Genomic DNA, 20153 nt, shown 5'->3' with positions numbered 1-20153 from the left:
TATCGATTTCTGCCAAGCAGGTGATATAAAGGCAATAAAAAACATGGCTTATAAATTAAAAACACCCGCCGTGTAGCGGGTGTTTCTGTGGGAGCAACAGGATTCGAACCTGTGACCCTCTGCTTGTAAGGCAGATGCTCTGAACCAGCTGAGCTATGCTCCCTCATTTGGGTCTGCAAATATAGCGCAGTTTAACGATATACAAAATTATTTTTTTCATTTTTTTGCCAGCCCATACATATAGTCGTAGTTTTACGGTTTAAATTCAGACAGCCAACATGAAGCATGCGCGCATATTAATCGTTGATGATGACCCCGATGTATTAACCGCTGTACGCCTATTGCTCAAACAGCACGTCGCAACAGTCATTACCGAGCACAATCCGGAACTAATCCCTGCCGTGCTCTCAAAAGAGAAACCAGACCTGGTATTGCTGGACATGAACTTCAAAAGCACGATCAATACGGGCAATGAAGGACTTTACTGGTTAAGCCGAATCAAATCGACCAAGCCTGACCTCCCGGTCGTGATGATAACTGCTTACGGTGCGATCGACCTAGCCGTTACATCACTCAAGCAAGGGGCAGCAGATTTTGTGGTCAAGCCTTGGCAAAATGAGCAATTAATTGGTGTCATCGCCGACTTATTATCAACAAACAAACGCACCAATGTTGACAGAAATATGGCGGGGACCGACCCGGAATTTATCGGTGATTCACCGGTTATGCAAGATTTGCGGTATAAAATTGGCAAAATAGCCCCTACCGATGCGAACATACTCATACTCGGTGAAAATGGGACGGGAAAGGACCTTATCGCCACGGCGATTCACAAGCAATCAAAACGGGCAGATAAGCCTTTCATCAAAGTGGACGTCGGCTCGCTAACGGAAAGTTTATTTGAAAGCGAACTCTTCGGACATAAGAAAGGTGCATTTACCGACGCCCGCGAAGATCGCACCGGACGGTTCGAGGCCGCCAATGGAGGTACGCTGTTCCTTGATGAGATTGGCAACATCTCACTCCAACAACAGGCCAAACTGTTGAGCGTACTCCAGAATCGACAGGTCATTCCACTCGGCAGTAATACCCCTGTTCCCGTGGACATCCGCCTGGTCTGCGCAACCAACGTTCCACTGGCCGATCTCGCTAATGAAAATCGCTTCCGGAAGGACCTAATCTATCGCGTCAATACGGTAGATCTACAGGTGCCGCCGCTTCGGGCGCGGGGGGATGACACGCTTCTCATTGCCCGGCACTTTCTCCGCAAATATGCCCAGAAATACATGAAACCCGCTGCCGATTTCGACAAGCGGGCAGAGCAGAAGCTTCTTGGTTACCAATACCCCGGGAATGTCCGCGAACTCCAATACAGTATTGAACGAGCTGTTATCATGGCGGAGACTGAAGTCTTAGGTGCTGAAGATCTTATTTTTTCCCCTATCGAGCAAACGCCGTCCGCCAATCGAGATAACGGGGCTGCCAGTCAGCACAATCTGGTGGAGCTCGAACGCATTACTATTGCGAATGTCGTTGAAAAACATGGCGGTAATATCAGCAAGGCGGCGAAAGAACTGGGTATTACCCGTACGGCGCTATACCGGCGGCTAAGTAAATACGACATCTAGTATGCGGCGGTTCAGGCGGTTGATTTTTTTCCGGGCGATATTACTCGTGATTGCCCTAACCGGCCTTGCCTATTTATTGTTCAAAGCCCAATACAGCTATGCAGCACTGCTTGCTCCCTTTTGTATTTGGTTATTGACCCTTAATTTCCGTTCGCAGTTGCGCGCTTATCGCGAACTGGAAGAGTTTGCCGAAGCGGCACGATACCGTGATTTCACACGCCATTTCCCCCTCAGCCACGCCCGGGCGGAGTTGCTCCCCCTCCGAAGCGCATTTAACGAAATCAATGCTGTTTTTAAGAAAATAAGCGGTGAGCGCGAAACGCAGTACCAATACTTGCATCAGATCTTGGAAATCGTAGATACCGCGATCCTCTCTTACAATACCGAAACGCATAAAGTGATGTGGATGAACGAAGCGTTCAAGAAGCTGTTCGGCATTCCTTATTTACACTGGTTTAAGGGCTTACAAAAGAAAAACGAGGACCTTTATCTGAAAACCACGCAGCTGGTCCCTGGTGAACAAACGTTGCTCAGTGTGAACTCGGCAAAAGGCAATATCAAGCTATTGCTCACGGCCAGCCACTTCCAGACACCCGAAGGCAAGTTCCAGCTTATCGTGTATCAAAATGTCAATGAGGCTATTGACGAGACAGAAGCCAAAGCTTGGCAAAAACTGCTTAGCGTGCTTACCCATGAAATTATGAATTCTATAGCGCCGATATCATCCCTTGCCGATACGCTGAAGAGCCGGTTGGATACCATGGCCAACAATGAGAATCTTGAAGATATCCGATTGGGTGCGGAAACGATTAAACGACGCAGTGAAGGGCTGTTGAAATTTGCCGGCACATACCGGTCCCTGAATAAAATCGAACGGCCAAACCTGAGCATGGTGCGGGCTACTGATCTGTTCGAAAACCTGTACCAGCTTATGGAACCGTCTATCCTCCAAAAAAATATCGAGCTGGATATCATTCTAAAAGACACCCAATTGGTCTTGGAATTGGACATTAATCTCATCGAGCAAGTATTAATTAACTTACTCCTAAATGCCATGGAAGCTGTGAGGGAAGTTTCCGAACCCCACATTGCCCTCTCGGCGTCGGCGACCGATGGCAAACCAAGGATACAGGTAAGCGATAACGGTAAAGGCATTCCCGCTGATTTGCTAGAAAACATTTTTATTCCGTTCTTTACCACCCGCAAATCTGGTAGCGGAGTAGGCCTTACCCTAAGCAAGCAGATCATGTTGCTGCACGGCGGAAATATCCTAGTAGACAGCGAAGAAGGCAATGGGAGTGTGTTTACGCTACAGTTTTAAGAGTTGATATGAAGATATTGATGGTATGTTTGGGCAATATCTGCCGATCGCCACTCGCACACGGTGTGCTGCAACATCTAGTAACTAAAAAGGGATTGACATGGACCGTCGATTCGGCCGGCACCGGCAACTGGCACGTGGGTGATCCGCCCGACCGCCGATCTATCGCGATAGCCAAGCGGTATGGCATAGACATCAGTAGGCAGCGCGCCCAACAGTTCGATTACTCACATTTTTACGAATATGACCATATTCTGGTGATGGACCGCGAAAACCTACGTAATGTGCTTGCCCAAGCCAAAACCGACGAGCAACGCGCGCGGGTACAACTGTTCCTGCCTGATAACGAGGTACCCGATCCATATTTCAACGATAGCCTGTTCGACCCCGTCTATCAACTGGTGGCAAACCGATGCGAAGAGCTGGTGACCGAATGGCGCAAGGATAAGCAATAAAAAAAGCGCCACCGAAGCGACGCCTTTCCAGATACTAAAACAAACAGTTCATACTTTCTAAGTAATTTACCGTTCTCTTTAAGCCGCTCCATATCGGTACGGCTACTATCGTCAATTGCTTTTGCCAATTACCTCCCATCGCGGTTGCCTCATTAGCAACAATACTGTGCCAATTTGAACATTCGGCTATGCCGTACGCAAGAAATAAACACATCTAACAGGCTATCAATGTCTTATCAATACACTCGAGTCCATCAACAGGTATCCTCCTCGGCTCCTAGCCAATCCCTCCGGCTAACGAAACCACAATATGTAGAATAATTCCCCAATATGCCCATTGGATATCGAATATCAAGTATTTACCATGCCGCCAGCATCTTTGCTGCTTGCATATAAACGGTAAGTTAGCTAAGTTTGCGAGGTGAATGCGGCATTGGTAAATAAGAAGTGGAACGAACTGCAAACGAGCACAGCAACGCAGTTTGAAATGGAAAAGCCCGATATAAAGGTCATGCTTTTCCTCATCGGCGTACAGGAACTTGGAAAAGGGCCTTTGAAGTTCAACAAAAGACAGAAAGAAGAATTGATGCATATCGCTACCTGCCGTCTTTTCAGTGCTATGGGGTTTTATGAGCTCGAAGGCCTCGACCAAGATGGATGGCCCCATTGGCGGCTCGTCAAACCTATTCCCAACTACACACTTCTCGAACAGGAGATGGTTATCAAGTCGCTGATCATTGATTATTTTGACGAAACACTTTCTTAACGGATCTATGCCTAAACATAGGCACAGCGTAGCGCTTATAGCATATAACGAATGAAAAAAACACTCCTCATTGCTGCACTGGTAGCTTTCCACACATTACTTCTCGCCGCACCACCCCACAAATATGTACGCATCATTACCTCCCAGGGGGAATGCTTGTTAAAGCTATACGATGAGACCCCACTGCACCGGGACAACTTTGTGAAGCTGGTGCGTGAGGGTTATTACAACGACCTGCTGTTTCACCGTGTCATCAACCATTTCATGATCCAGGGTGGCGACCCCAATTCGCGGTACGCGGCAGAAAAACAGCAGTTAGGCGAGGGCGGACCGGATTATACGATTCCGGCAGAGTTTAACGACAGCCTATTTCATAAGAAGGGCGTCATTGGCGCTGCGCGCGATGATAACCCAGAAAAGGCATCCAGCGGCTCCCAATTCTATCTGGTGCAAGGACGTACATTCAGTGACCGTGGGCTCGACAGCCTCGAACTGGACCGGCTCGGAGGCCGGAAAATCCCGTCCTACCAGCGCGAGGTTTACAAAACGCTGGGCGGCACGCCGCACCTCGACCAGAGCTATACCGTTTTCGGTGAACTTATTTCCGGAATCGCCGTTATCGATAGCATTGCAGCCGTGCCAACAGATCCATACGACCGTCCGTTGCAAGATCAGCGTATGGAAATCGTGCTGCTCACACGACGCGAAGCCATCAACTTGGAACGCCAGCAGGCCGGGTTGGAACCCCGTAATAATATCTTCACGAAGTTCTTCGATTTATTCAAACCCAAATACTGACCGTTTGACCGAAGTTCATCCGTCGCCGAATACCGGTCTCTCGGAAGACCGACCGGAAATCACTGTTCCTTCTTGCCAAACACGCGTTTAAAGAAGCTTCCAGTTTTTTCAGATGCTTTTTTGGCCTCTTCAGCAGCGTTCATCAGCCGTCTTTCGCGCTCCGGACTGATGCCCGCACATTCTTTGATTCCCTGAAGCAGGCTCTGCCAAAGCGCTTTGAAGAACGAAAAGTCTTCCGGACGCACAAAATTAATACGCCCCGTATGGTATTTTCCATTTGCATCGGGGTTACTGTCGTTGATGATGAAGCTGTTAGCGAGAAAAGAAATGACTTTCTTCGACGACTTCTCTCCATGTTGGTCATTGGCCAACAGGTTGAGTCGCATATTGTTGTAATCGAAACGGAGCGACCCGCGCGAGCGATAGTCATCCGCCTTCACATCAAAACTTAGCCCTTTGATGTTGGCGCTCGCTACCTCGGCATTCAGCAGCGGTGTAATAATGCGGTTGAGCGGTTTCCCATTCATCGGGCCAAGCTTCCCTTTATAGGAATGCGCACCACGCTTGTCGAGCATATCGAAGGTAAATTCTACATCCAACCTGCCCGTATTCATCATATATGTACTCAGATTGGCCACCATCGTTTTGTCCTGCAGCAGCGCTACGGAGTCGTTTGTAACGTTGTGGAACACACCGCTCGTGCGGTTAAATGTGATTTGCCCCTCCTTCATATACTTTTTGCTCACCTCCGCGTAGCTGATATCCACATTATTCATTAACACCGAATCGATTTTTATCGGCTGCTTCAACTTTAGCAGCAATTGGTGCGGCGACTTGCCGATCTTGTTTGTCGGTTTCTTCGGATACCGCAGGTCGTTAGCTATCGCCACCGTACCACTATCGATGTGTAAGCTTCCGGCATAAAGTTTCTGACTGCGGACAAACCGGTGCAGATCGATGTCTTCAAGCCTGATGGTTGGGAAAGCGAGTAGGACCATATCCTTCGCCTGTTGTTTCCGTTTAAAGTATTCCGCCTTGTCCATACGCGGCGCATATTTGAGCCCTGAAAGCGTCACCTGTCTGTACAGCGTCGCTATCTGCAGCCGATCGAAGCTCACATAATAAAAGCTGTCGGGCGTTTCATACCGGAGGCCGGGCATATCAATATCGATTGCACGGGTATGGTAGAACCGTGTAGTATCAAATTGCGACAAAGAGTCGATGAGGATATCACTCACCAGCAAGTTTAGGTTATGCAATTCGGTTTCGTTACGTGTAGAGTCTGTTCTTTTCGAAAATTTAAATTGGATCTCATTGAATGCAATCCGCGACACGCTCAATTCCCGTAAGATATTTGATATCCGTTGGTAGAGGGTTCGTTCATCCCGATCGGCCGCTACCGTATCGTTATACACATGGTATTTGTTGACTACGTGGATGCTCGGCGTATCGATGATGATGTCGTCGATATGTAGCTTGCGTTCCGTCAGGATGCGGCGGGGGTGGAATTGTCGGATCCTTAAGTTCGCAATATTGATGTGGTAAATGTTATCGGGCGCCTGCTGCAGGAGCTCCATCTGCGCATACCGGTTGGTGTCGGCGGTGAGCCGCAGGTTTTTAATGGAGGCATTTCCGGTAATCAGGTTAAAATCCAGTCCATCGTAAGCAATAAGATACAGGCTATCTGTGGAGCTTATGATTGCCTCCTTGAGCTGTGCATCCAATATCGGCTTCCAATGGCGACTTAGATACCACGCACCAATCGTGACGATAATCAACAAGGCAGCAATAATACCGATTATCCATTTCCAGAGAGGCTTCATAAAAAGTAAACGTTAGTTCCTATACTCGCTTCAGTTTCCTACTTTAATCGCATTGACCGAAGAACAACAATTGGTTATGAATGTTTTCGTAAAGATAGGGATTGTGGCTGATATATTAAAAAAACGGAGAACCGCCTCTTTCGATTTGAATTCTCCGTTTTTAACCTTAATTACAACCGTAGCTGTAAATAGGTATCAAGTTGAGTGTCTTCACTGGCATTTGTCTCATGCGATTGCTAATGAAAGCAATTGCAATCCGTCATTTGCAGCTTGCCATGTGCCGCTTCTCTCCGTAGAGTTCCACGTGTGGGCAAACTCCCGATGCATATGGTGATTGTGTCGCGTACCGTGGGTAGTTGACTTGCTCCGTTCGGCATAAAACCTCCGGGAACCAATCCCTTGCTAAAGTCATCAGATGGTATCGGCCTCTCGGCTATACGCCACCTTTGTGATGCTTCATTCGGGCATATGTTAAAGAACTCCGTTCTTGATAGTACTAAGGTAACAACAAAAGCCTCACAATGCAAGAAAAAAGTGATTTATTTTATTAACACGTTTTCCACTTGGAAAAGCCAGTTTATCAACAACCACATATAGTCAATAATGCACTCGCTGGCCCTATAGCACCACACCGTGTTCCGCTATCCACAATTTCTTGCCAAAGGTTATCCACACGCAGCATGAGACTCACAGGCATCGGCTGCATAATTTTCTGCGCAAAAATACGGTACGCCCTGCTTCGCTGCGCGAAAAATAGTATTTTTATCCCATGGCGATAACCCAAAAAATTTTCGTTTTAGATACGTCTGTGATCCTGTATGACCACAACGCCCTCAATAATTTCCAGGAACATGATGTAGCCATACCGATACAAGTGCTCGAGGAACTAGACAACATGAAGGGTGGTAATGAGACACGGAACTTTGAAGCGAGGGGTTTCATCCGCCTTATCGACGAACTTTCGGGTAAGAAACTAATTAACCAATGGGTATACCTAAACGGCAAAACCAAGGGGCGATTTCGAATTGTCCTCCCGGGCACCCGGCAGGCTGTCGATGCCGTTGAGATTTTCGGCAACGACAAATACGATCACCAGATCATCAACGCCGCACTCATCCTAATGGAAGAACATCCCGATAAAAAGGTGGTATTAGTATCCAAAGATATCTGCCTACGACTCAAGGCGAAGGCATTAAACCTACACGCAGAAGATTACGAAACCGGTAAGATTAAAAATGTGGAGGCCCTCTTTACCGGCAAGACCATACTTCGTGGCGCACCTACGGCCCTGATGGACGCCCTGCGGCAAAAAACGCCCACCGCGGTCGAAGGTCTTACGGTTGGCCATATAGGCGCCAATCAATTCTATGTACTCAAGCACCAGCGCAAAACCGTCCCTGCATTTTACCACAAGATCACCAATACATTCGTTCCCGTGTCGGGTTCCGCGGTATTTCGTATCAAGCCCCGGAATCAGGAGCAAGCTTTCGCACTCCATGCGCTTTTAGACCCTACCATCCGCTTAGTTAGTATCCAAGGCAATGCCGGTACGGGAAAAACACTACTCGCCCTCGCCAGCGCATTGGAGCAACGGAAACATTATCGGCAGATTTACATCACGCGGCCCGTCATACCCCTTAGCAACAGGGAAATCGGCTTCCTCCCGGGCGATGCGAAGTCGAAAACCGATCCTTTTTTAGCCCCTATCTGGGACAATATCCGATTTATCAAAGAGCAATTTGCCGATGACCCTAAGATGAGTGACAAAATCGATGAACTCATTGCCAACGAAAAAATTGCTATCGCCCCGCTCGCGTTCATCCGGGGCCGCACGTTGACCAAGATTTTCTTTATCGTGGATGAAGCACAAAACCTTACGCCACACGAAATAAAAACCATCATTTCACGTGCTGGCGAGCATACCAAGATCGTTTTCACCGGCGACATCTACCAGATAGATACCCCATACCTCGATGCGGAGAGCAACGGCCTTTCCTACCTCATCGAACATGTTAAGGATCATCCACTGTATGCACATATCACCCTGCAAAAGGGTGAGCGCAGTGAATTGGCCAACCTTGCCAATGATCTGTTGTAATTTTGTGAACACGAATTTTGCCTGAGCCGAGACAAGTGATCACTACTACATCGTTGCAATCCGCCACGCTTTTGGATAGTAGTTATTGATACGGTTGGAGAGTACTTTCATCCAGCCCAGCGCCACATCCTCATATCCGGCAAGTACCCATCCCCGTAATCCTTGTGCGTTGATAACAGGTGCCAGGTTACCCTTGCGCAAGTATTCCAATGCGTCGTCCTTGGTCAGCGTTAGCATAGGAAGATCCATTCGGCGTGCAAGGCTCAGTGCGAGGTCATGCGCAGGGATTAGGTCACCGTTGGCTATCCATCCTACGTAGGTGCCCGCATTGCGGAGATACAGCATATTGCGGAGGGTATACAGGTCGGCCTCCCACTTCTTGGGGAGTATATGAATGTCTTCGCCAATGGTAAATGTGAAGTAATCATCGGCATTTGCAACCCATTTGCCCAATGCTGGAACGGCTGCACGTTCCGATTTCGGTTTTCGGCGGTCAAACGTTGGCTGTTTGATCACCTTCCGGAAAGCCGCCAGAAAAAACCCCTCCCCACGCAATTTATGCGGGTAAAATCGATAGCCAGGGCAAGCGTGTTTATCAGACTGTGTCTGCTCAATTCCCCACTCGGCAGCAACGGGCACATATATCGGCTCCAGTCCCTGCGTGTCGCATAGCCAGTCCGCTATCTGTTCATTTTCTTCAGTGGAGTAAGAACAGGTCGAGTACAGCAACACGCCTCCCTCCTTAAGGGCGGGCAAACTGGTTGCCAGAATGCGTTGCTGGCGCTCACGACAAAGCTGAACAGCTGCTTCCGACCATGCGTTTACCGCTTCGTGGTCTTTATGGAACATGCCCGAACCTGAACATGGCGCATCGACCAGCAGGAGGTCCACATATCCCGGCAGGTTGCCGAAGGCCGAAGGGTCATTGTTGGACACGATGGTATTTGACTGTCCCCAGCGCACAAGATTGTCTGTCAATGCGGTTGCCCGGGTCTTGATAAGTTCATTGGCAATAAGCAGGCTGTCGACATGGAGATAACTGTTCAATAGCGTGCTCTTTCCCCCCGGCGCGGCACAGAGATCCAGCGCAATCAATGGTTGCTTATCCAGCCCCAAGGCCCTGATGGCGTGGGCCACAAACATGGATGAAGCCTCCTGCACATAATAACATCCTGCATGAAACAACGGATCGAGCGTAAATATAGGTCTGTTTGTAAGGTAATAGCCGGTATCACACCACGGCACCGGATCGGCGGTTATCCCGGTAGGGGCTTTCCACTTGGCCGTATTAGCCCGGATGGCCGTAAAGCCACCTTCCTGCTCATGCACGGCTTCAAAAGCCGCCGTGTCAAACCCTGCTGAATTGCCCAATCGGCGTACCAGGGCGGGTGGGAGGATGTTGCTCATGGGCAGTAAAGTTACGGATTCGAAAAAAAAATGCGGACAGATGGGCTTGGAAATTATAATGCGCATATAATGTTCGTATACGCCGCCGGTGAGCGTACGAAGGTAAATAGATCCTAAAAAAGTCATCCCCTTAGTTGAATTATTAAATTATGAAATTAGTCAACCAGAAACCAATAGGCACACCATTAATTAGTCCGAAATAAAAACAACTATTTTTTTAAACCTTCTGCTAAAGTATAGGACTTTTATGAAGATGAAATCCTACCTTTGACTAACGATAACGTCTACTGTCTACTATAATCGTTGTGTATAATTATCCGATGGAACTGAAGCCAATGTTACTGATGATTGGATCGTTGCCGTAGTTTTTGTTGTTCATCGGTTGCCATTAGAGACCGTGGATTATCACGATGCATACGAAGGAAATAGATAAACCCTTTATGAATAGACTCTCCATGAATGTGTTTTGCCGCTTTTTACCATCCTGCCAAATCACTCGATTTACACCTATTGTTATGAACAGACAGCTACCATTCCTGAAAAAAGTTACCGTTCTTTTTTCAGTTTCTTTATTGCTAAGTTTTACTGATATAAAGGCGCAGACCCTCAATGAGGGTGATTTGGCAGTCATTGGTTGGAATGCGCTTACGGATGAAGTGCACATCGTCACCTTAGTGGATATTCCGGCTGGTACGGAGATTAAGATCACGGATAAGGGTTGGGATCAGAGTATCAATGCATTCACTGTTCCTCCAAACCCACCAACCTCTAGTGATGGCGTTGTTACTTGGACGTTATCCGGTGCGATGCCTGCGGGCACCGTGTTGGAGTTGTTTTTAGGGGGAGCTGATGGGGGCACAACATTAACCGACTTGACGACATCGACCAATTTGACTCTAGATATAGTGGTTTCGGGCTTTTTCGTAAACGATGCGATGCTCGGTACAGGAGACCAGATTTTCATTTACCAAGGGGCAGATGGCAATCCCTTTTTCATATTTGGGATGAATAATTCTAGTGGTCCGGTAGATGCAAATAACTGGAATAATAATGACCCGCTTTTTGCCCTTAGAGACTCAAATTTGCCCAATGGCACCGGTAGCCAAAATGCCCTTACCAATGGCGTCAATGCCATCGGCCTGCGCACGGCTGCTAACCAGGAAGACAATGTGCAATACACCGGACCAACAACGACCACCGACAGGAATACGTGGTTAGCCCGTATCACCGATATTGCCAATTGGGATGGAACGGATGACGACGAAGAAGATCTCGAGAATCCAATTACCAATGCTCCTGAACCAATCGTGGACATTGCGCCACCAAACAATCCGCCTACAGACATCGCCCTCAGCAATACTTCCGTAGACCAAAGCACGGGCGTTAACGCAGTAGTGGGTACACTCACTTCTACCGATCCGGACGCAAGCGATACACATAGCTATACCTTGGCGACCGGAGCGGGTGATGATCATAATGGAAGTTTTAATCTCGACGTTAATAGCGGGGTTTGGACACTAAGGGCCAATAATGCTGCTGCGCTCGTGGCTGGAATCTACAGCGTTCGTATCCAAACCGATGATAACAACGGGGGCACATATCAAGAAGCCTTTGGCATTACGGTAGTGGATGATATTGCCCCGACAGTCAACAACGTAGCCGTACCGGCAAACGGTACCTATCCTACCGGGCAAAATCTGGATTTTACGGTAAACGTGTCGGAAGCCGTAGCAGTCACCGGCACACCCCGGATAGCATTGACCATCGGAAGTACGTCGGTTAACGCCATCTACCATGCAGGGGGATCCACCGCAACGGGATTGGTATTTCGTTACATGGTCCAATCGGGTGCAACCGACACGGATGGCATCACCGTCGGTGCTTCCATCGACTTGAACGGCGGAACGATTACCGATGGTGCTGATTTGCCACTTACGCTTACACTAAACAGTGTAGGGAGTACTACTGGCGTACTGGTAGACGGGGTAGCTCCCTCGGTGACCGGGGTAGATGTACCCGGGGACGACGCGTATGCCCTTGGCGAACCCCTTAGTTTTACCGTTAATTTTAACGAAAATATGGTTGTAAATACTACCGGAGGCAATCCCCGTATCCCGTTGACCATCGGCACCAACACGCGTTATGCAACCTATGTAAATAACCCAGTGTCCGACGCACTGCTGTTTACTTATACGGTAGTCGCCGGCGACAATGATACCGATGGTATCTCCGTAGGAACGCACATAGAACTTAATGGGGGGGCTATCCAGGACGTAGCCGGCAATGCCGCTGCGCTGACGTTGAATGCGATTGGTGCCACAAACGATGTACGCGTAGACGGTGTGGCGCCAACTGTGTCGACATTTAGCCCAGCAAATGGATCCGCGGATATGGAACCCGATGCCAACCTGCTGGTCACGTTCAGCGAGCGCATTGCCTTTGGCACGGGCAATATCGTTATATACGATGACGCAGCTACACCCATAGCTACTATCAACGTGCAAAACCATGGTGGGCAGCTCAGCATTGCGGATGAGGTGTTGACCATCAATCCGACTGCTGACCTACTGGAACTGACCGATTATTACGTGCATATCGGGAATGACGCGATCCATGACCTGGTTGGCAATGCCTATTTGGGCATCAATGACAATACCACGTGGGCATTTACTGTAACCGACGTAACAGCCCCATCGGGTTATACGGTGTCCATTGATCAAGCGGAAATCACACTGGCCAACCAGACGGCCCTAAGTTTTACCTTTAGTGGGGCGGAAGTGGGAGCCACTTTTGGTTATACAATTACCAGCAGCGGCGGTGGTACACCGGTGACGGGCAGCGGATCGGTTAGCACCGCTAATCAACAGGTTTCCGGCATCGATGTGTCCGGTTTGCCCAACGGTACACTCACGCTGAATGCTACCCTCACAGACAACATAGGCAATGCGGGAATTCCTGCAACGGACAATGTGACCAAAGCAGTCAATCATCCGCCGGTCATCACTACCAGCGGCGGCGTAACCACCTTTACGGAGTCGGTTACCGGCGATCCCGAGCCGGAGATCATTGATCCAGCGCTGACGGTTAGTGATGTAGACAACGGTACGCTGGTTTCAGCTACGGTGACTATCACGGGTAATTTCCAAAGCGGCGAGGATGTACTGGACTTCGTAAACGATGGCGGTAACACGGGCGATATCGATGGCAACTATGCTTCAGGCGTACTGACACTCACCTCACCAAGCGCCACGGCTACACTGGCGGAATGGCAGACCGCACTGCGTAGTGTAACGTACAGCAACACATCGACGACGCCCAATACGGCTAATCGGACCATAAGCTTCGTCGCAAACGACGGAACGGATGATGGTGCCGCCACGACGAAGGTCGTGGTTGTACAAGCGGTAAACAATGCACCCGTCATTGACAACTTAGACGGGGACGAGATTACATTTACCGAAAAAGGCCCCGCAATCTTACTGGACGCCGGCGGAAATGCCACGGTCAGTGATTCGGATAGCCCTGATTTCAATGGGGGTAACCTGACGGTGTCCATCGCAGCGAATGGCGCTGCCGGAGAAGATGGGTTGGGCATCCGGGACGAGGGGTTTGCCGCTGGCGAAATCGGTGTGTCAGGGGGTGACGTGTATTACGGCGGAACCCCTATCGGTTTGCTGACCGGGGGTACGGGCGGGATCGATCTTGTGGTGACGTTCCTCCCGTCTTCAACGCCCGCTGTCGCGCAGGCGCTGATCAGAAACCTGACCTATGGCAATTTTAACACCGCAAATCCCTCGCCGGATCCACGCACGATCCATGTGACCCTGTATGATGGTGATGGTGCTACAAGTGCATTCCAGGAAGTTACGGTAAATATCACCCTGGTGAACGATGCACCGGTCCTCACCACCAGTGGCGGAACGGTTACGTTTACTGAACCGGAGGATGGTGATCCCGAGCCGGTAACGATCGATCCGGGGCTAACGGTGACCGATCCGGATAATGCGACACTGGCTTCGGCGACCGTGCATATTACCGGTAGTTTCGAATCCGGCGAAGATCTGCTTGCCTTCGTGAACGATGGTAGCATGGACAATATTTCCGGCAGCTATGATGCTGGCACGGGTATACTCACACTCACTTCTGCGGGTGCCACGGCAACGCGGGCGGAATGGGAGGCGGCGCTGCGTGCGGTCACCTATAGCAACAGTTCACATGACCCAAGTACCGCAGTTCGGACGATTAGCTTTGTCGCAAATGACGGTACCACTGACAGCAGTCCGGCGACCAGGGATATCAATATCGTAGCGGTAAACACGGCCCCGGTGGCGATGGACGATGAAATACCCGTCACCGAGGACATACCCGCAACCGGCAATGCATTGACCAATGATTCGGATGTGGAAGGAAATGCATTGACGGCTTCCCTCACCATCGCACCGGTTAACGGCACGGTGGTATTGAATGCTGATGGCAGCCTTACCTATACCCCCAACAGCAACTACAACGGTTTGGATAGCTTGCAATATCAGGCATGCGACAATGGAATGCCAACCCGGTGTGATACGGCATGGGTATACTTTAATGTGGAGGCGGTAAATGATGCCCCCACAATCACTGCTCCGGCGACCCTAGCGGCAGATGAAGATATACGGACCCCGCTCACCGGAATTAGCTTTGCCGACGTAGATGCGGGCGGTGCGGATGTAATGGTAACGGTTGAGGTAGCGAGTGGCACGCTTTCCGCCACATCAGGCGGTGGGGTGATTGTCAGCGGGTCGGAAACAGAAACGTTGACATTGGTCGGGTCAATTACGGATCTCAACGCTTTCATTGCTGCGGATGCACTTCATTTCACCACCGCACTTCATGCAACGAGCGATGTAACCCTTACCGTAACCATCGACGACGACGGCAATACGGGGTCCGACCCGGGTAGTTCGGGTACGGACGATTCGGAGGCGGCTACGGCCACCATTACGTTGGTAGTAACCGCGCTGAACGACGCGCCGGTGAATACCGTCCCCGTTAGCCAGACGGTTGACCAGAACGGATCATTGGTATTCAGTCCAAGCAATGGGAATGCGATATCGGTCTCCGATGTGGATGCCGGCGGCGGTACGATACGGGTCTCTTTGGCGGCTACGAACGGACTGCTTACGCTGTCGGGCATTACAGGGCTGAATTTTCTCGCCGGCGACGGAACAGACGACGGCACGGTGACCTTCGATGGTACGCTTGCCGATATCAATCAGGCATTAAATGGTTTGCTATTCGTCCCAACAAGTGGGTACAATGGCCCAGCTAGCTTACAGATTACCACGGATGACCTGGGATTAACCGGGTCTGATGGGCCGAAAACCGATACTGATTTGATTAACATCACCGTAAATCCAATTGAACCGGTCGTGACTGCGGTAGGTTCGGCTACACCGGATGGTCTATACAAAATAGGCGATGTGATTTCCCTGACAGTGACCTTCGATCAGTCGGTAATGGTAGACGAAGCGGGCGGCTCGCCCGGTCTACTGATGGAGACAGGAGATACTGACCGCGAAGCCGCTTATACATTAGGGTCAGGCAGCAATACGCTTACGTTTAACTACACGGTGCAAGCAAGCGATGTGAGCGCAGATTTGGATTATACGTCGACAGCCGCGCTAGTGCTCAACGGTGCTACCATACAAAACACTTCGGGCAACGATGCCGTGCTCGACCTGCCTATCTTAGGAGTCAACTCGATTGCCGGACAACACGACCTCGTTATCGATGGTGTGGCACCTGCCGTAACCTCGGTGGATGTACCGGCCAACGACTATTACCGGGACGGGGATGTGCTGACGTTTACAGTGCACATGGACGATGAGGTGATCGTGAACGGCGTCGGTGGAGCGCCTTATCTGGAAGTGACTGTCGGAACAACCGACGTCGAGGCAAACTATACCGGTGGTTCGGGAACAGCAATGCTCACCTTTGGCTATACTGTTCAGGCTGAAGATGAGGACTTAGATGGCATTGCCCTTGGCAGCGATATTGTCCTGAGTGGTGGCACGCTCCATGACAATGCTGGCAATGAGGCGATGCTTATATTGAATGGGGTGGCACCGACGGATCATGTCTTTGTATATTCAAGGAGACCGTCTGTTGCCTTGTCTACTGAAGCCGCAACGCCCGTGAATGCACCATTTACCGTTATGGCAACATTCAGTGAAGCAGTGGCTGGGTTTACACTTGCAGACATTACGGCTTCCAATGGTACATTAAGTGATCTGGAGACAAGCGACAATATTGTTTATACGTTTCAGGTCACGCCCGCCGAAGGTGGAAACGTGGAGCTTTTTATAGCGGCCGATGTGGTGGTTAATATTGCAGATAACGGAAACGATGCATCGAATACATTGAGCATTCAGTTCAATGAAATTATCACCGGAATCGTGCTGAAAGATAGCAGTTTTGTGTATGATGGTACAGCCAAGGCGCTGGAAGTGGAAGGCGCCCTGCCTGAAGGAACCACGGTGAGTTACACTGATAACAGCCGCACCGATGTGGGCACGCAGGAAGTGACGGCCACTGTCAGCGGTGATAATTATGAAACACTCGTGCTGACAGCCGACCTCACCATCACACCGGCCAACGTTACCGGCATCACATTGAAAGATAGCAGTTTTGTGTATGACGGTACAGCCAAGTCACTCACCATCGATGGTACCCTGCCCGGAGGAGCCACGGTGAGTTACGCCGATAACAGCCGCACCGATGTGGGTACGCAGGAATTCACGGCCACCGTCAGCGGTGATAACTATGAAACACTCGTGCTGACAGCCGACCTCACCATCACACCGGCCAACGTTACCGGCATCACATTGAAAGATAGCAGTTTTGTGTATGACGGTACAGCCAAGTCACTCACCATCGATGGCACCCTGCCTGAAGGAACCACGGTGAGTTACACTGATAACAGCCGCACCGATGTGGGCACGCAGGAAGTGACGGCCACTGTCAGCGGTGATAATTATGAAACACTTGTACTGACAGCTGACCTGACCATCACACCAGCTACCATCACTGGCATCACATTGAAAGATAGCAGCTTTGTCTATGACGGTACGGCCAGGTCGCTCACCATCGATGGCACCCTGTCTGAAGGAACCACAGTGAGTTACACTGATAACAGCCGTACCGATGTGGGCACGCAGGAAGTGACGGCAACTATCAGCGGTGATAATTATGAAACACTTGTACTGACAGCTGACCTGACCGTCACACCGGCCAACGTTACCGGCATCACATTGAAAGATAGCAGCTTTGTCTATGACGGTACGGCCAGGTCACTCACCATCGATGGCACCCTGCCTGAAGGAACCACGGTGAGTTACACTGATAACAGCCGTACCGATGTGGGCACGCAGGAAGTGACGGCAACTATCAGCGGTGATAATTATGAAACACTTGTACTGACAGCTGACCTCACCATCACACCGGCTACCATCACCGGCATCACATTGAAAGATAGCAGTTTTGTGTATGACGGTACAGCTAGGTCACTCACCATCGATGGCACCCTGCCCGAAGGCACATCGGTGAGTTACGCTGATAATAGCCGTACCGACGCGGGCACACAGGAGGTGACGGCCACCGTCAGCGGTGATAACTACGACGACCTCGTGCTGACAGCCAACCTCACTGTTACCCCGGCCGCGCGAACCATCAGTTTCCCAGCATTGCCGGAGAAAGCATACGGCGATGCAGATTTCGCTGCCGGGGCCACAGCCAGCAGCGGCGAAGCCACCACCTACACAAGCAGCGATGCATCGGTGGTTGAAATAACCACAGATGGGCAACTCCACATCACCGGTGTCGGTGAGGCCACCATTACGGCCACCGTTCCGGAAAACAGCAATTACAGCAACCGCCCGCAAGCGAGCCAAACGCTGGTTGTGCGCAAGGCCAGCCAGACCATCACCTTCACTGCCCCGGCGGAGGTGGACCGCGGTGCGGGCACCATCCAACTGCACGTATCGGCGAGCAGTGGACTCCCTGTAACGCTCAGCATCGACGATGAAGAGGTGGCTACCCTCAGTGGTACGGCGCTCAACATCTTGCGGTTGGGTACCGTGCACATCACGGCCACGCAGGCCGGCGATGCCAACCACGAACCGGCCGAACCGGTCAAAGTGGCCGTGCGGGTCGCCGATCCGACGCTGGACCTGCCCATCCGAGTACACAAGGCCGTATCGCCCAACGGCGACGGGATCAACGAGTACTTGATCATCGAGGCCATCAAGGACTACCCCGAAAACAGGGTACGCATCGTCAACCGCAATGGCACGGTGGTGTGGGAGGCTTCGGGCTACAACAATGGCACGGTGGCCTTCCGCGGTATCGGCACCGGGCAGAATAGGGTGCCGGCGGGGACTTACTTCTATATCGCCGAGATCAAGGTAGGCAGCGAATGGAAATACGAGAAGGGATGGTTCGTGCTCAGGTATTAGATTGGAGATGTCAGACATGAGATTTGAGACAAGAGACATCAGATAATAACGATCAGAGAAAAGACAATAGACGAAGATGAAACGGATACAACTTATATTCATAGGGATGCTCGCGGCGGTTACGTCGCTGCATGCCCAACAGCCACTCACGCACACCCAGCATGGGCAGCTGCGCACAGTGATCAACCCGGCAGCCAGCCTGATGCGCATAGACGGGGAGGTATCGGTAATCGGCCGACGGCAGTGGGTGGGCATGGACGGTGCCCCAACGGTGTTCTGGGGCAGCGGGCATATAGGTTTCGAAAACTTCAGCGCCACCACCGGCATCAGCATCCGCCACGAAAGCATGGCCGTGGAGAAACTCACTGAGGCATCGGCATTCTTTGCCAAAAGTGTGCGCATATCGGAAACCGAATATTTGGGGCTTTCGCTCAACGCGGGCTTCAGCTACATGGACGGCCGCTTCTCGCAACTGGACCCGATGGACCCTGCTTTCCGGGAGGACGTGCAAGAAACCGATGCATTGGTCGGCTTTGGGGTGATGCTGTACCGCCCGGAGCGGTACTATGTGGGACTGTCGCTGCCACGGCTGATGCTAGGCAACCTCGGTGTGGGCGGAGAGAGCCGATACAACTTCCGTAACTTGTATCACCTCACGGCCGGGGCACTGTTCAACCTAGGGGCCGACTTCCAGTTCCGCCCGTCGGTGCTGGTAACTTATTCCGAGAGCCTACGACCGCAGGCGGAAGCCTCCGCGCTGTTCTTTGTGAAAAGGGTATTCGGGATTGGGCTCAACGTCCGCAGCTACGGCGAGCTGGCAGGCATGGCGCAGTTCAACTTCGCGGGCATCGGGCTGGGCTACAGCTACCAGTTCAATCCGGGCAGCGAGCCGCTCAATCGCCGCATTAGCAACACCACCCACGAAATCGGCCTCAGCTACCGGTTCGATAGGGCCCTGGAGCTGCTTTAAAAGACGTGCTAACCTGACGATGTATTGATTGCAGATTTGACGGTGTGCCAATTTGCGTGTATTTTTGCACCATCAGAAAAGAACATGGACACCAACACGGACAACTACAAACACCTCGACATCGTCGTATCCGGCAAAGTACAGGGCGTCTATTTCCGGTTCACCACGAAAGCCGTTGCCGACCAGTTAGGGGTGAAGGGCACCGCACAGAACAAGCCTGATGGCACGGTAGCTATCGAGGCGGAAGGCGATGCTATTGCCCTTGACGCTTTTCTGGAATGGTGCCACGAAGGACCGGAAAGGGCCGTGGTGGAAAAAGTAGTGGCCATTGAAGGCGAAATGAAAAACTATCGTAACTTTGAGGTCATCAGGAAATCACGTGGCTGACCTTAATG

The 20153-nt window shown here is 50.8% G+C and carries 11 protein-coding genes and 1 tRNA gene; 9 read left to right on the top strand and 3 right to left on the bottom strand.

Features of this window, described 5'->3' with window-relative positions:
* Window positions 1-88: 88 nt before the first annotated feature.
* A tRNA-Val gene (locus VNQ80_RS00800) sits at window positions 89-163 on the bottom strand.
* Window positions 164-278: 115 nt separating this feature from the next.
* Between VNQ80_RS00800 and VNQ80_RS00795 the strand changes: the two genes are divergently transcribed.
* The 5 genes from VNQ80_RS00795 (at window position 279) to VNQ80_RS00775 (ending at window position 4968) form a co-directional block, all read left to right on the top strand.
* Complete coding sequence (locus tag VNQ80_RS00795) at window positions 279-1628, top strand: sigma-54 dependent transcriptional regulator (RefSeq protein WP_325635380.1); 1350 nt, start codon at window positions 279-281, stop codon at window positions 1626-1628.
* Between the two features lies 1 nt (window position 1629).
* The gene (locus tag VNQ80_RS00790; protein WP_325635378.1) at window positions 1630-2949 is read left to right on the top strand and encodes a sensor histidine kinase; all 1320 of its coding nucleotides are present in this window, start codon (window positions 1630-1632) and stop codon (window positions 2947-2949) included.
* 8 nt (window positions 2950-2957) lie between these two features.
* Window positions 2958-3404: a low molecular weight protein-tyrosine-phosphatase gene (locus tag VNQ80_RS00785; protein WP_325635376.1), complete on the top strand. Its 447-nt coding sequence runs from the start codon at window positions 2958-2960 to the stop codon at window positions 3402-3404.
* Window positions 3405-3825: 421 nt separating this feature from the next.
* Complete coding sequence (locus VNQ80_RS00780; RefSeq protein WP_325635374.1) at window positions 3826-4170, top strand: hypothetical protein; 345 nt, start codon at window positions 3826-3828, stop codon at window positions 4168-4170.
* 51 nt (window positions 4171-4221) lie between these two features.
* Window positions 4222-4968 carry a peptidylprolyl isomerase gene (locus tag VNQ80_RS00775; RefSeq protein WP_325635372.1) on the top strand — a complete coding sequence of 249 codons (747 nt, stop codon included), beginning with the start codon at window positions 4222-4224 and terminating at the stop codon, window positions 4966-4968.
* A 59-nt stretch (window positions 4969-5027) separates the two neighbouring features.
* On the opposite strand, the gene VNQ80_RS00770 is transcribed toward VNQ80_RS00775, so the two are convergent.
* Window positions 5028-6791 (bottom strand): hypothetical protein, encoded by a 1764-nt coding sequence (locus VNQ80_RS00770; protein ID WP_325635370.1) that lies wholly within the window; start codon window positions 6789-6791, stop codon window positions 5028-5030.
* A gap of 769 nt (window positions 6792-7560) precedes the next feature.
* Here VNQ80_RS00770 and VNQ80_RS00765 point away from each other — a divergent pair.
* Window positions 7561-8889 (top strand): PhoH family protein, encoded by a 1329-nt coding sequence (locus tag VNQ80_RS00765; RefSeq protein WP_325635368.1) that lies wholly within the window; start codon window positions 7561-7563, stop codon window positions 8887-8889.
* 45 nt (window positions 8890-8934) lie between these two features.
* Here VNQ80_RS00765 and VNQ80_RS00760 read toward each other — a convergent pair whose 3' ends face one another.
* Entirely contained in the window at window positions 8935-10296 is a 1362-nt protein-coding gene (locus VNQ80_RS00760; RefSeq protein WP_325635366.1) for a methyltransferase RsmF C-terminal domain-like protein, read from the bottom strand.
* A gap of 515 nt (window positions 10297-10811) precedes the next feature.
* On the opposite strand from VNQ80_RS00760, the gene VNQ80_RS00755 reads away from it, so the two are divergent.
* The 3 genes from VNQ80_RS00755 to VNQ80_RS00745 all read left to right on the top strand — a co-directional run bounded on the left by VNQ80_RS00755 (window position 10812) and on the right by VNQ80_RS00745 (window position 20145).
* Window positions 10812-18788: a gliding motility-associated C-terminal domain-containing protein gene (locus tag VNQ80_RS00755; RefSeq protein WP_325635364.1), complete on the top strand. Its 7977-nt coding sequence runs from the start codon at window positions 10812-10814 to the stop codon at window positions 18786-18788.
* A 76-nt stretch (window positions 18789-18864) separates the two neighbouring features.
* Window positions 18865-19758, top strand: a complete 894-nt coding sequence (locus VNQ80_RS00750) for a PorP/SprF family type IX secretion system membrane protein (protein ID WP_325635362.1) — start codon at window positions 18865-18867, stop codon at window positions 19756-19758.
* A gap of 84 nt (window positions 19759-19842) precedes the next feature.
* Window positions 19843-20145 carry an acylphosphatase gene (locus VNQ80_RS00745; RefSeq protein ID WP_325635360.1) on the top strand — a complete coding sequence of 101 codons (303 nt, stop codon included), beginning with the start codon at window positions 19843-19845 and terminating at the stop codon, window positions 20143-20145.
* Window positions 20146-20153 lie beyond the last annotated feature (8 nt).

Source organism: Parapedobacter sp., from assembly GCF_035556095.1.
Taxonomy (GTDB): Bacteria; Bacteroidota; Bacteroidia; order Sphingobacteriales; family Sphingobacteriaceae; genus Parapedobacter.
Note: the sequence above shows the minus strand (reverse complement) of the source record. Positions and strands in the feature narration are given on the sequence as shown.